Consider the following 14,038-nt stretch of genomic DNA (forward strand, 5'->3'; position numbering starts at 1 on the left):
AGTTGTACCACCTAGTTACCACCTGTTAGAGTCGCCCATTGAATACAAATATTGTTATATCGCCGAATATACATACTCTTTACACATCTTTTACCTATCAGAGTGAAAAGAAACATTTACATCATTAAAAAAGCACTATAATATAAGAGTTGTTGATGTTGCAGGCAAAAAGTATTGGAGGGCTGATATGAAGTATCAAAAGATATTTTTCTTAACAGCGATGATTGGATTAGTTTCGTTTGGTGGATCCTCTGTTGTTCAAGCATCATCAGTGAACCATGACATAAATATCGCTAGGCATGAGGAAACTGTTCAAGGATCGCTGAAACAGAATTCTCAAGTTGGTCCAGGGTTTTATGGCACTAATCTATTTGGTCGAAGCTTGGAAATCCTTCAATCTAGTCCATCTGAGTTTCTAGATCAAATAAAAGCAGGAGCTATTGCTAGTTGGTCGAAACATAGTGTTTTACCGTCAATTACAGCCGCACAAGCTGCTCTTGAAAGTGGCTGGGGTTCGTCTCAACTTTCTACACAAGCTAATAATCTATTCGGTATTAAGGGACAATATAACGGGCAATATGTTGAGATGCCAACACTTGAATGGTCCAATGGAAACTGGGTAACAGTTAATGCTGAATTTCGGAAATATCCTGATTGGTCGACTAGCGTGGAGGATCATGGAAACTTCTTTACCGATAATTCTCGCTATCACAATTTGTTAGGAGTTAAGGATTATAAACAGGTGGCGCAGTTACTTCAGCAAGATGGATATGCCACTGATCCTGATTACGCTAATAAATTGATATCCATCATTGAAGCCAATAACCTTCAAAGCTGGGATCAAGAGGCTTTTTCTTCGGACACTTCAGCAGCAGGAAGCCTGGATGATTATAGTGTCGACCCAGCTACTTTGAAACTTCGCGGTTGGTCTGTAGCTTCTGATTCAACTGAAAAGCCAATCAGTTATCTGTTTGCCGTAGATGCCAATACTAACCAGGAATTAGCTCGATGGAAAATTAATCGAACCGAGCGGCCCGATGTCCAACGAGCCTACCCACAGATAACCGGTTCATTGAACAGTGGTTTTGATGAAAGTCTTACAATTCCTGATTCACTGAGGGGCCATCAAGTGCGTATTATGGCACGCTATACCTCAGATCCCGCTGGCAATAACAATGCAAGCGACTTTACATTTGGTCAGGTTATTTCAATCCCCCAAGTTGAATCGGAAGGGCATCTTGATGAATACAATGTGGGTCAGGACACTTTAACGCTCCGAGGTTGGTCGGCGGCTTCAAACTCTACGGACAAACCAATTAGTTATCTGTTTGCTTTAGATGCAAACACCAACCAGGAATTGGCTCGGTGGAAGATTAATCGAACTGAACGGCCAGATGTCCAACGAGCATACCCACAGATTCCAGGTTCGTTAAACAGCGGGTTTGATGAGACCTTTAAGTTGCCTGATTCATTGAAGGGACATCAGATACGCATTATGGCTCGCTATACATCTGATCTGGACGGAAATAACAACGCTTCAGACTTCACCTTTGAACAAGTCATAAACGTGGCATCTTAAAAAGGCTTGCTTTCTTCGCATATGTTGGGAAACGTAGACATACTCATGGGGAGGTATTTACAAAGTGAATAAACGTAAGGAAAGGTTTCTTTTAATAACCTTATTATCACTTTTGGTGTCAGTGTTTGCATGGACTAACAGCAATCGTGAAAATATGGTTGAAGCAGCACAAATGAACGACCAACAGGCCGCTGTCGTGAATCTTGCTAAGCAACAATTAGGAAAGCCTTACGTATGGGGAGCAGCTGGTCCAGATAGTTTCGATTGTTCCGGATTGATGCAGTACGTTTTCTCCCATGCTGTGGGTATAAATTTGCCAAGAGTCACAACTCAACAGGAAACGGTTGGCAAAGAAGTAAGTTTAAATGAACTGCAACCAGGTGACATTTTGTTCTGGGGAAGTAGAGGAGCAAGCTATCACGATGCAGTTTATATTGGCGATGGTAATATGATTCAAGCACCAGAACCCGGCGATGTTGTAAAAGTGACGGCACTTAAGTATTATATGCCTGACTTTGCAAGAAGGGTTCTTCCAGATACACCTAATGTTTCTGGGGAGGGTAGTCTTGATGAATATAGCGTCAACCAAGCTAACTTGAAACTTCGCGGTTGGTCTGCATCCTCTGATTCAGTCGGGAAACCAATCAGTTATCTGTTTGCTTTAGATGCTAATACCAACCAGGAATTAGCTCGATGGAAGATTAATCGAACTGAACGGCCAGATGTCCAACGAGCCTACCCACAGATAGCCGGTTCATTGAACAGTGGTTTTGATGAAAACCTTACAATTCCTGATTCACTGAGGGGCCATCAAGTGCGTATTATGGCACGCTACACTTCTGATCCTGCAGGTGACAATAATGCAAGCGACTTTACGTTTGATCAGGTTATTTCAATCCCACAAGTTGAATCAGAGGGGCATCTTGACGAATACAATGTGGGTCAGGATACTTTAACGCTCCGAGGTTGGTCAGCGGCTTCAAACTCTACGGACAAACCAATTAGTTATCTGTTTGCTTTAGACGCCAACACCAATCAGGAATTAGCCCGGTGGAAGATTAATCGAACCGAACGGCCAGATGTCCAACGAGCTTACCCACAGATTCCAGGCTCGTTGAACAGCGGGTTTGATGAAACCTTTAAGTTGCCTGATTCATTGAAGGGGCATCAGATACGCATCTTGGCTCGCTACACGTCTGATCCGGACGGAAATAACAACGCCTCAGACTTTACGTTTGAACAAGTCGTAAACGTACCGAAGTAAAAGTAGCTGAAATTTATCGGGAAATCGTTTATGAATGACTTAAGGATAAAGTGGCCATGCAAATAGTTTGTGGATAAATGTCTAAAGGGGTTTAAAAATTGTTTATATAAAAACTGTCTAGGGATCGAATACATCGCTAGACAGTTTTTAATTATTTATTTATTCAGCCATGCTTTTTACGAGCGGATAATATCCTTATTTGATGTCACAGCCTTAAGTTCCTGCTTTTTGTTAGGAAAGGCCCTGGCAATTACTTCTTTAAAATAATGTGCTGACATTATTAGGGAAACCAGGCTTAATACTGCGACTATGATGAATACTAAAAGAAGCTCTGGGTAATGATATGATATGGTGATAGTCGCTTTACCTCTAGGAATCTTGACGATAGTCGTTCCTGCAGAAGACATCTTGGAAGTTGCGAGTTGGTCGTTGACGGTAACAGTTTGGTAGGAGTACCAGAATACAGGTGCTTTCAAAATTGCATCTTTGCCAGTTGCATTCGAGAGCTTTATCGTATAAATATTGTCCGTGTACTTGGTAGTTGGCTGGATCGGTCGGCGATTAAGGAAATATTGTTTCTGCAAGACTTGCTGAAGATTTTTCGTGTCAATCACTTGTTTAGGTGAATAATCACCATAAAAGATATTTCTCGCCAGTTTGGTGATTTGGTGATCGCGCGGATTCTTTTCGGCTTTGTTTTTGGCAAAAGTCGCGAAAGCAGAGCCGCTACTAATCGTTAGGCAAACAACTAGTCCTACCAGCAAAATCGGTTTTAGCGCCGGCATTTTCTTGGGCATCATCATGCCGACCAGCATGCTGAAGCTGGCTAAAATTAGCAGAGACGTATAGGCGTTTAATCGCCATACGAACTGAATTCGGCTGAAGAGTGTTTGGTTTGTCAAAGCCCAAGGGAAGATGGAAGTTGATAGCAGGAGGATGCCAATGCCACCAAATAAACAAAATGTGTTGAAGGGTGTACGAACTCTCTTTGAAAATACGAAGATGACTAATGCGATGGCTAGTGCAATAACGACTGAGGCGCCGAGACTGCTCTTGACGTCTGGATTTGGATACATTTGATTGCTCAGTGAGTTTGCCAACCACGGCACAAGAGACATGCCTTTTAGCGGCTGGGTCCAGTTAATGTAAAGGTCGTTTTTTAGCGATGTGTTGGCCACCAAAAATAAATAAGGTGAACACAGTAAGAATGTCCAGAAACCCGCTTTAACAAGATTAATCAGACGTTTTATTTTGTCGTCTGTAAAACCAATCGTGGCAATTGTTGCCACAATGATGAGAACACTTGTCATAAATAGCGATAACGCGTGCGAATATGTCACTAGCGTCATGCCGATCGTCAGTACGCGCCATTTTTTAAAGTCTGAAAATAAGACATAATATAATCCTAATAGGACCAGCGGCAAGAAGGTCATACTGACAACTTCGCCAAGTGCCGCTCTAACGAAGAAGTTTGAAATTCTGTAGAATGAGAAAATATAAAGAACGGAAAAACACAATGCACTAAATGTGTTCTTTGATATTTTGTAGATGCACCAGTAAGCTAATAGCGCAGTTACAAACGTTAACAGGAAGTAGAAGAGCTTATAACTGAAGATAAAGTCGCCGGTGGCAGCATAAATGAGATAGAGCGGATAGACCGTTTCCCACGGGTAAAAGATGTTGGCCATCGTCGCTGCTTGCCCAAAGACGTTAAAGTTTACAGGACTTTGGAAGATGTTGCTCAGTGCTAGGACCCTTTCAACGTGGAAAAAGAAATCATCGCCTAGATATGCAGTCGCAAAGTTAAGCTTTAGAACAGGAAGAACATTGAACAGGCTAACCACAGATAGAATTAATATGATGATCACGTTCTTGATCATGCGATTACTGTTGATTTTCATGGTTGATTTTTACTCCTTATTATGTAAGCCATGCCTGGAAACAGACTTGGCATTCAATTGATATCGTGTAAAACAAACACGGTTAGGAAAAGACCAGTATGTTTAGCCGCGGTGATCGAGTTTTGGCAAGCTGCCAATCATACGACCAAAATATTTTACCATAGGCATAGTTTGGATTAGATGAGTTTCTGAGTGACCAGAAGAATTTATTCATCCAGACGCTGCAGGAACCTGCAAGATTGTCTCAGGGAAGATACTAACCTGTGGTATAATGCTCGGGAAAGTCACGAGCTGTTTTGGCAGTGTTTTTGTCACCGGAGTGCAGGGCTTTATTTTTATGGCATCAACCACAGCTTTGGTCTGTTATGCCATAAAAGCTAGGTTACATTTTACTTAAAGCAAGCAAGGCGCTACAACATTAAACGGAGGGCACCATGAACGACCAACTGAGCATCATTATCCCAGTATTTAATAGCCAGAACTATTTACCTCGACTATTTAAAAGTCTAGGCGCAATCCCCCCAACAGTGGAAATCGTTTTAGTTGATAATGGCTCGACCGATAAAAGTGCCCAACTGCTTCAGCACTTCCATGAAGCGCACAAGAACAGTTTACTGATCGACGAAGCTCACGCAGGCGTTGCATTTGCGCGCAATACTGGCCTTGAACATGCCCACGGCAAGTATATCTGGTTTGTCGACGCCGACGATACAATTCGACCAAACGCTATCAACAAAATCTTAAAGATCATTAATGGCACTGGTTTTGATCTGCTGATTTTTGACTACCTCTCATTGACTGAACAGGATGCCGCTACAACAAGCTCCCAATCACCTGAAACTGCTGAAGAGACGAACTTATCTAACATTCTCCACGAAATGTTGACAGGAGCACATGATCCGATTGGAGGCTTTCCGCACAACAAAGTTTTTGCCAGAAGTCTAATCGGTGAGGAACGATTTCCGGACTTTGCGTTTGCTGAAGACCTAGCTTTTTTTGTACCTATCCTACTTCGCGCTAATCACATTTACCGATTACGCGAAACCTTGTATGATTATTACCAACACGCAGGCTCTATTGTTCATGATGTCAATGCGGTCAAACTCATGGATTATGCCAGGGTTGTAGACAAGATTGAACAAAAACTTCGGAAGAACAATTCGGCCAAAAAAGCAGATATTGATGATTATATGATCAGAAGGCGTTTATCCATTTATTTTCAAAATTTGGCGAAAGTAAAAGATTCTCAGGTTAAACAGCACATTCGAATCAAAATGGCGCAGTACTCGTGGAAACAACTGCTATCATTCAACCACGACAAAAAATTGATGGTCAAAATATTGCTATATAAATTCAGAGTATTGGATGTTTTCCCGTTTTTGTTAAAATACTTTTATTAATCTGATGCTGCGGGGAAATGAAGTGAACGGATCAGGAGGAACCATGAAGATATTGTTTGTGTCGACCGGACACGTAGATGATGATTCAAGATTGTTAAAGGAGAGTGCGGCGCTGCAAGCTGCCGGACACGACGTCACGATTCTTGGCTGGCGCGAAGATCCGCATGGCCGAATGACAACAGATACCTTTGAATTCGATGGTCAACGTTTGAAGGCAATTTTCACAGGCATCAAGCTGTCGTATTCTTTTAAATATTTTAAGGTTTTTGCATTTATGCGGTTTGAGGCCTTTTTGTATCGTTGGCTTCGTAAGCATTTACGCGAGTATGACGCGGTTCAGGCATGTAATGTGCATACGGGCTATGTGACGGCCAAGGTCGTAGCGAAGACCAAAACTAAATTTGTTTATGATATCTTTGACTATGCGCCTGACACGCGAAACTATCCGGGGTGGTATCGCAAGATGGTCGTTCACTGGGAAAATGTGGCGATGGCGACAGCCGACTGGACGTTAATCTGTTCGGAGGATCGCCGCCGCCAAATTGAACCGGCCAAGCCGAAAAATTTGGCAGTGATCTATAATTCACCGTTAGATAGTCCTGTTGCCGAGGATGCCGAAAAATTTGATCCGACGCAAAAGAATTTTAAAATTGTCTATATTGGCGGATTAAGTCCGTATAGGTGCCTGCCAGAACTATTAGGCGCAGTTGAGGCGAATCCGGCATTATCTTTAACTGTGGCCGGCCAGGGTCAATATCAGGAGATGTTTGCTGATGCCGCAAAACGTTCATCGCGAATTGACTATTTAGGTGTTGTGCCCTATGAAAAGGTGAATGGCATCGAGAAAACGGCGGACATTTTGGTCGCGCTCTATGATCCGGTGCTTAAGAATCATCTTTATGCTTCCCCGAATAAATTCTTTGAAGCTATGGAACTCGGCAAGCCGCTATTAATGGTCGAAAAATCCGGCATGTCAAATTGGTTAACCAAGTATGGTTTTGGGGCTGTTTGTGGAACCTCTGAGAAGAGCATTGGTGCTGGCCTCCAGCAACTGATTGACAAGCGTCAGGACTGGGCCAAAGAAGCCGATCTAATGCGTAAAATATATCAAAAAGAGTTCGCGTGGCCATTGATGCAACAGCGGTTATGCCATATTTATGCAAGTTTTGAAACTAAGTGAAATGAGGAAACGAGTTGCCAAATCGGTTTGAAGTGACCAGAAAAAGTATTGTATGGAGTTATGCGGGGACCATTTTTTCGATGGCAAGCAATTTTCTCCTACTGCCGATCATCTTTCATTTCCTTAATCCTCAAGAGATTGGCTATTGGTATTTAATTTTAAGTATCAACGGTCTCATCGCGTTGTTTGATTTTGGATTTGACCCAGCATTTGCCCGCAATATTGCGTATATTTGGTCTGGTGCGAAAACATTAAAATCGCGCGGAGTTGATAAGGAACATGATCACACAGTCGTGAACTACCACTTGCTGGCTTCGACAATTCACGCTGCTAGGGCTATTTACATGATTCTGGCGATTGTTGCTGTTGTCTTAGTCGGCATCTTCGGCACAATCTACATGAACGCTTTTGTGTTCAGCAAATTACCTGCCGCCGAATATAAGTGGACTTGGCTGGTTTTCTGTTTTTCGCTTTTCCTTAATTTGTATTTCGGTTACTTTTCGGCGTTGCTTCGTGGTTCTGGCAAAATCGACTCAGTCAACAAAGCACAGGTATTTTCCCGTTCGCTACAGATTCTGCTGACTTTTGGTGGCTTCCTAGTCTATCCGTCGATTTTATCTCCGGTCATTGGCTTGGTTATGTATGGCATTATTTTTCGAACGATCTGCAGTCATTTTTACTGGCAGGATGATGAGGTGCGGGCTCATCGCCAAGAGCTTAAATCGCCAATGAACTGGCACGAAATTAAAGAAATTTTTCTGTTCATTTGGCCGAACACTTGGCGCGACGGATTGGTCAGCATGTCGAATTATGTCACTTCCCAAGGTATGTCACTAATGGCAGGTGCGTTCTTGCCGCTGTCGGTGACAGGTGTCTATTCGGTCGGCGTCCAGTTTGCTTCGGCTATCGGAACAGCTTCTTCAGCAATCAACGGGGCATATAATCCGATTTTGCAATCAAACTTTGTTAAGCAGGATTTTGATTCGATCCGAGAGAAAACATCGAAAGCAGTCGCTGCTTATGTTTGGCTTTTTGGCATTGCCTCTGTTGGAACCTTGTTAGTGATCTTCCCGCTACTGAAGTTGATAAAGCCTGAATCAGTTCCGACGTTACAGGTGTTTTTGCCGTTAATCCTTTACTATTTTCTTTACCAGCAACACTCAGTGCATGCATCATATATTGCTAATGCCAATATTATTCCGTACACAAAAGCATTTCTCATCTCGGCTGGTGTTAACTTAGTCGGGTTATGGCTCGGTCTCAAGCTGACCGGGGGGAATATTTATTTCCTGCTTTTCTTCCCGATTCTGGTTCAGGGGCTGTACAACAACTGGCGATGGCCAACATATTACTATAAGATGATTGATAGTACGCTATTGGCCTCCATCAAACGAGGTACGATTGCGTGGGGAAAAACCTTTGCAAATTTCTTTAAATCCGGTTCAAACGTATGACTTTTCCCGTCTCTGCGGTATGATAAAAACGCAGCAGACATGACCGATATCTGTTGATCAAGAAATGAGTTTATGATGGAGGAATCATGGATAACTTACTGAGTATGAAAGAACTAATGGTTTCGCTTCGAAAGAATTGGTGGCTGGCACTTTGCACTTTATTGGTGGGTGCTGTGTTAGCTGGTGCTTTTGCTTTTGGAATGATGAAGCCTTCCTATTCGTCGACGGCGTTAACCGTCATCAATCAGCAAAAAAACAACACCGAGTCCCTTAGCCAGATGTTGAACCAGAATCAATATGATTCGGAGCTGCTTGCCACTGGCAAATCCCTTTTTAAAACAGCTGCAGTTTTTGATGAGGCCTCAACGCAGCTAGCACAAAAAGACCATCTCAATATCACAAGTGGTGATCTTCAAAAGCAGGTTAAAGTTGACAATGAAGACAATTCAAGAGCCTTCTCAATTCATGCAACATCTAAACATGCCAAGGATGCTGCTTTGATCGCAAATGAAGTTGCAGCTGCTTTTCAAAAGACAGTCGGTACGATCACCAACCACACGGACACGGTGACCATTTTGGCAAAGGCGACGCCGAGTGATGTGGCAGCCGGTACGAAACCGGTTGTTTTGGTTGTGATTGGCGCAATAATTGGCTTTTTGGTTGGGTTAGCTTGGATTGTTCTCAGAGAAATCAAACAGGCAACGATCAAGACTAAAGAAACGCTTGTACAGGTCGCCAAAGCACCTGTTCTCGGGGTTATTTCTGCTAAGAAACTGTAAGCTTTGCAGTCGTTGATATTGCTATGTTGACTTGAGCACATCCAATTTTGAAGGAGTTTTCCATGACAAACGAACTTGCACATCAATTTGTTAGTGATACATCCGTTTCTAGTCAGGAGTTTCGGACGCTTAGAAACAACCTGTCATTACAGACGAGTCGTCACGATGTTTCTGTTTTACTGATCACCTCTGCCACTGCTGGTGAAGGTAAGTCCTATGTTGCGGCGAATCTTGCTGCTAGTTTTGCAGTGGAAGGGAAGCGGACGTTGCTGGTTGAAGGTAATCTGCATCGCCCAATTTTGGCAGCGGTTTTTGATCTTCAGCCTAATAAAGGTCTTTCATCCTTGGTAGGCGCAGACGCCGTATCAGTTAAAGCTGATGATTTGATTACAGAAACCAAGATTCAAAAGTTAGCGGTTGCACCTGCAGGCGAATCCCTTGCCGATCCGGCAACGTTGTTGGCTGGTTCAGCATTCAAAGCATTCCTTGATCAAGTTAAAGATAAATTTGATGTCGTCTTGATTGATGGGCCGGCGATGGCAGACGCGAGTGAAGCAGGGCTTATTGCGGAACTTGCTAATGGCGTGGTAGTTGTTGCGAAGGCTGATGGGCCATCAAAACGTGATGTCGCGCAAACGATCGCACAGGTTCGACAACTACCGGCAGCTTTAATCGGGACTGTGTTGAATCAGACCTAGTGTCGAAACTTGGAAGAGAAACGGCTTCACCGCCGAAACTATGAGACGCTGGGTGCATAAAGGCAATAGGAGAATGATGTTGTGGCTTTTTATTTAGGTCTCTTTGCAATTATGATCATTTTCATGCTACTCGGACGTGTCACAATGTCGTCTGTCTGGGCATGGCTAGGTGTTATAATGCTCGCGCTGGTTGCCGGATTACGCTATGAAACCGGTAACGATTTTTTGCCATACAAGACCATTTATGCAGGTGATTATTCGGCAGGGCAGGTTGAACCTGGATTTTTGTTTTTACGAAATATTTTTAACGGATTGCATGCCCCTTTTTGGCTTTTTTTACTGGCATGGGCAACAGTGACCTTAGTGCTGTTTTATTTCTTTGCAAGGGAATATTTCCGTCCGGCAATCATTCCGATTGCTTACTACATGAGTCGCTTTTTCTTCATGCGGGATATGGGACAGATTCGGGCTTCGCTTGTCTGCGTGACCTGTATGCTGGCATTAAAGTTTGTATATGACGAAAAGCCGCTTCCTTTTCTACTGATTGTTGGCTTGTCGGCTACGATCCATATTTCAGCGTTGTTCTTCTTGTTAATTTACCCATTCTGGTTACTGTTCCGTAAAATCAACTTTAAATGGGTGATCGGATTCTTAGCCCTTGGTGCAGCTGTGGGCTTCGTTGCACCTAAGATTCTGAGTGTCATTATTGTCCACACGTTACCGAGATACGCACCTTATGTGACAAACGCGAGTTATCTCTCGTCGGGTTTATTTGATCCGGTGACGCTCATGCAGGTATTGATCTGCGTCACAGGATTCTATATCTTAAAGCGTGGTATGATTGCGGATACCTTAATTGGCGGAAGCGCTAAGTTTAAATTCTTGATGATTGTATACTTATTTGCCACCCTGACGCTGTTGTCACTTTCGCAGTTATCAACCATCGGGGGCCGTCTGTCGACTATTGGTACAACGACCGAGACGATTGTGCTGCCAACGATTGTGTTTTCGATTATGCCAAAACGGACGCGGACTTTGGCGATGGTTGGTGTGTGCGGTGTGATCTTCGTCCTCATTTTCTTAATCAGTGGGGCCTATAAGACGTTTATTCCTTACCAGATGGCGTTTTAGTGGCTTATCAGAAACGGTTGCCTTTAAGCAAGGTAATCGTTTTTTTGTGTTTTCAAAAATAATATTTTAGATAGCGGAGCGCCCGAGGTTTTCTGTGTGTCTGAACGTTTTGTCGTTTTTGAATAAGTCAGGTGGGCCAAGATATCGGCATCATGTGACAGCTTTAAGAGTTGCAGTACCTTTTGCAAGATGAACATGATATGATTATTTTCATATACTGTCTACGCTTCTTTTATAAACTTATTTATAAAGGCCGCTGGGGGACGGCCGTCTTTTATGGGAGGTTCTGTTAAGTGATTGATCTGGATACGCGTTTCAATCGATTGAATGTTAAAACTGCGATGCTTACCTTTTACTTGCGCTATAAGCCGTGGCGATTCTGGATTGTCTTCCCCATGCTAATCACTAGGTTGCTTTTTTGGTTGCATCGGTTAGATGAACTGGATTATCAGGTCAAATACTGGCGCTATTTCATAAATGAACCATTGCCGGAAAAAAAGTGGCGACAATTTGGACGGCGTTTAAGCAACCGTAGTCGCCGCCGCGTCAAAGCTACTACTTTTATTGTTGCCGATGTGCCGGTATTCATGTTGAATTGGCTAGTACCCGATTCGCGCATCGTTGGTTTGGATATTGATGAGAAAGGTTTACGCTTACCAAAAGCCCGAACTCTCAGCGCTAAAATAGCTTTTTTACAGCCGGAATCGTTAGTTGTGTCGCCGCGTTTTTTTAAAACGTTCGTGCACCATACATCGTTTGAGAATAAAACCCGAATCTATGCAAATCAGCATTTCTTTACCAGTTTTAAAGGCTTCAACCGCTATCAAACTGTTCTGTTTTTAAGAAACGTGGTGGCTTTATTTGCTATGGCAGCCTTCACTGCTGTGGTCACGATTTATATGGCTTCAGCCGCCTATAACCTCGATCTCACTAATGTTGTCTTTAAGAGCCTGCGTTTAATTTTATTAAACATTCTGCCTATTTTTGTTTTTATGCTGATAGGATATTTGCTATTTAATCGCGTAACAATCGCAATTCTTGTGGGGCAGGTTCTAGCGATCGTCGTTGCGCTCGTTAACTATTTTATGTTGCAATATCGCGATTATCCATTTGAGTATTCGGATATCTCGTTGGCGTCAGAGGCTAGTAACATGGGTTCAAGATACAGCTATATTCCACCTGTCAAATACTTTTTGGTTATAGCTGTTTTGTTGATTCTGGCAGTAATTGTAGGTCGTTTTTTGAAAACAACAACGCTTCGCTGGTGGGTTCGCCTGCTAACGCTGGGGTTGGTGTTTATAAGCTCCGTATTTATGATGAATCATTATTATCTAGTCGATGATTACTACACTTTAGCTAACAACGATCCTTGGGGGCCAGACGCCGATCGGTATGTCGTCAATGGTTATATGTTCTCGTTCATTCATTCGGTCAAAAATGACTGGGTGATTGTGCCAGAAGGTTATAATGCCGCCACTGCAAAAAAGGCATTGAGCGCTTATCAGTACCAAGATATCCCTGCAGATAAACGGCTCAATGTGATAACGATTCAGTTGGAAGCTTTTCAAGATTTTTCGAAATGGTCAGATTTGGAAATTGATCCCTCTGTTTATGCTGGACTTCATCAGGTGGCCTCTGAAGGAATGGCAGGTCAACTAACAACAACCATCTTTGGTGGTGGCACTGTTGATACTGAACGTAAGGTATTGACCGGTTTTTCTGAACTAAGCCCAATCAATGGCATGACCAATTCTTTTGTTCAGTATTTTAATGAACAAAAATATATCACTAGATTTATGCATCCTGGCGACGCATGGTTCTACAACCGGCAGAATATCGACCGCTATCTGGGCTTTCAAAAGACATTTTTCAGGGATAATTACTATGACCAGCATGTTGCTGACGTTGATGTTGTTCCTGACACGAAGGTTTTCAATGATCTGGTCAAACAACTGAAAAAGGTGAATGCGAGTGGTAAGCAGTTCTTCAATCAAACTGTGACCATGCAAAATCATGGCCCGTATTCAACCGAGTTCGATGGTGATTCCTTGTTGCCGTGGAAGAAAGGATACAACAAAGACGATTATGCCATCATCAACAATTATCTGACCGGCGTTAAAGAGACATCAGATGCACTTCTAAAGCTGACAAATAAACTTGATCGGTTAAATCAACCCGTGGTTCTGGCATTTTGGGGGGATCACAACCCGTGGGGCGGTGACCAAAATTCGACTTACAAAATGCTTGGCATTAATCTAAAACAATCTACCCAAGAAGGCTATGAGAATTACTACAACACGCCTTATGTGATGTGGGCTAATGAAGCGGCAAAGAAAATAATGGCGAAAGACTTTTCGGGTACCGGCCCAACCATCAGTCCAATGTACGTATTGCCCGAAATCTTTACCCATGCCGGGTGGAAAGGTTCGCAGTACATGCAGGTTTTGCAGAATCTTGAGGGACAGGTTCCGGTATTTGGTCAGAAGAATCATTATATGATCAATGGCAAGCTGACTACCAAGCCAGGGAAGAGCCAGAAACAGGCCATTAAAAAGTTTGACGATATTCAATACTACATGAAGTCGAATTATATGATGAATCAGAAGCAGTTCAAGTGATTTTTGGCTAAACTCGCGGTTAAAGTGAAAATCC

At 42.9% G+C, this 14,038-nt stretch carries 9 protein-coding genes and 1 pseudogene; 9 read left to right on the forward strand and 1 reads right to left on the reverse strand.

From position 1 onward, the window contains the following. Positions 1-187: 187 nt before the first annotated feature. Complete coding sequence (locus tag LACZS1_RS14190) at positions 188-1,579, forward strand: glycoside hydrolase family 73 protein (protein WP_172493468.1); 1,392 nt, start codon at positions 188-190, stop codon at positions 1,577-1,579. 190 nt (positions 1,580-1,769) lie between these two features. Further along, positions 1,770-2,105 (forward strand): annotated as a pseudogene (locus LACZS1_RS05840) (C40 family peptidase); the annotation flags it as partial. 914 nt (positions 2,106-3,019) lie between these two features. Here LACZS1_RS05840 and LACZS1_RS05845 read toward each other — a convergent pair. Next, on the reverse strand, positions 3,020-4,744 hold the full coding sequence (locus tag LACZS1_RS05845) for a putative glycosyltransferase family protein (RefSeq protein ID WP_070650150.1): 1,725 nt from the start codon (positions 4,742-4,744) through the stop codon (positions 3,020-3,022). A gap of 434 nt (positions 4,745-5,178) precedes the next feature. Here LACZS1_RS05845 and LACZS1_RS05850 point away from each other — a divergent pair, with 434 nt between their 5' ends. From LACZS1_RS05850 to LACZS1_RS05880, 7 genes are all read left to right on the forward strand, one after another. Further along, positions 5,179-6,144 (forward strand): glycosyltransferase family 2 protein, encoded by a 966-nt coding sequence (locus LACZS1_RS05850; protein ID WP_070650149.1) that lies wholly within the window; start codon positions 5,179-5,181, stop codon positions 6,142-6,144. A 43-nt stretch (positions 6,145-6,187) separates the two neighbouring features. Then, the gene (locus tag LACZS1_RS05855; RefSeq protein ID WP_070650148.1) at positions 6,188-7,324 is read left to right on the forward strand and encodes a glycosyltransferase; all 1,137 of its coding nucleotides are present in this window, start codon (positions 6,188-6,190) and stop codon (positions 7,322-7,324) included. A gap of 14 nt (positions 7,325-7,338) precedes the next feature. Further along, on the forward strand, positions 7,339-8,778 hold the full coding sequence (wzx, locus tag LACZS1_RS05860; protein ID WP_056945697.1) for an O-unit flippase-like protein: 1,440 nt from the start codon (positions 7,339-7,341) through the stop codon (positions 8,776-8,778). An 86-nt stretch (positions 8,779-8,864) separates the two neighbouring features. Beyond that, entirely contained in the window at positions 8,865-9,557 is a 693-nt protein-coding gene (locus tag LACZS1_RS05865) for a YveK family protein (RefSeq protein WP_025013850.1), read from the forward strand. A gap of 62 nt (positions 9,558-9,619) precedes the next feature. Further along, positions 9,620-10,255: a CpsD/CapB family tyrosine-protein kinase gene (locus tag LACZS1_RS05870; protein ID WP_070650147.1), complete on the forward strand. Its 636-nt coding sequence runs from the start codon at positions 9,620-9,622 to the stop codon at positions 10,253-10,255. 81 nt (positions 10,256-10,336) lie between these two features. Next, positions 10,337-11,386, forward strand: coding sequence for an EpsG family protein (locus tag LACZS1_RS05875; RefSeq protein WP_070650146.1), 1,050 nt, complete (start codon positions 10,337-10,339; stop codon positions 11,384-11,386). A 293-nt stretch (positions 11,387-11,679) separates the two neighbouring features. Continuing rightward, complete coding sequence (locus tag LACZS1_RS05880; RefSeq protein WP_070650145.1) at positions 11,680-14,004, forward strand: LTA synthase family protein; 2,325 nt, start codon at positions 11,680-11,682, stop codon at positions 14,002-14,004. Positions 14,005-14,038: the final 34 nt, after the last annotated feature.

It is taken from the genome of Lacticaseibacillus zeae subsp. silagei, from assembly GCF_030770335.1.
Classification (GTDB): Bacteria; Bacillota; Bacilli; order Lactobacillales; family Lactobacillaceae; genus Lacticaseibacillus; species Lacticaseibacillus zeae.